This window comes from Umezawaea beigongshangensis, from assembly GCF_016464305.1.
In the GTDB taxonomy this organism is placed as follows: Bacteria; Actinomycetota; Actinomycetes; order Mycobacteriales; family Pseudonocardiaceae; genus Umezawaea_A; species Umezawaea_A beigongshangensis.
This window is the reverse complement of record NZ_JAEIOJ010000048.1, coordinates 1-450: the sequence shown is the minus strand read 5'-3', so window position 1 is coordinate 450 and position 450 is coordinate 1. Positions and strand designations below refer to the sequence as shown.

Below are 450 nucleotides of genomic sequence, written 5' to 3'. Positions count from 1 at the left end.
CCAAGGCATTCACCGTATGCCCTTAAAAACTTGACCACAAAGATGCTCGCATCCACTGTGCAGTTCTCAAAGAACGAATCGGACACCCCGCTTCACGACCACCGCCTGGACTCCCCAGCGGGAACCCGGTTCAGCGGCCACGAGGCCCGATCACTGAAAGACACTCGCGTGTTCTCTCAGGACCCAACAGCGTACCGACATCCAAGACCGAACCCCTCCACGACCCTTCCACGCCCTTGCGGACAGTACTGACTCGTCTGACAACCCAGCCGAATGCATTAGCCAGCATCCACATCTATGAGCGACCATCCGACGATCGTTCGCCGTCGGCATGGACCTCCACAGTCGGACCCCGAAAGATCCTCAGTGAGAGAAGCTCCTTAGAAAGGAGGTGATCCAGCCGCACCTTCCGGTACGGCTACCTTGTTACGACTTCGTCCCAATCGCCAG

At 57.8% G+C, this 450-nt stretch carries 1 rRNA gene; it reads right to left on the bottom strand.

Annotated features, from left to right (window positions below):
* Positions 1 to 384 precede the first annotated feature (384 nt).
* Positions 385 to 450: ribosomal RNA gene (locus IMZ35_RS30280) — 16S ribosomal RNA — on the bottom strand; the annotation flags it as partial.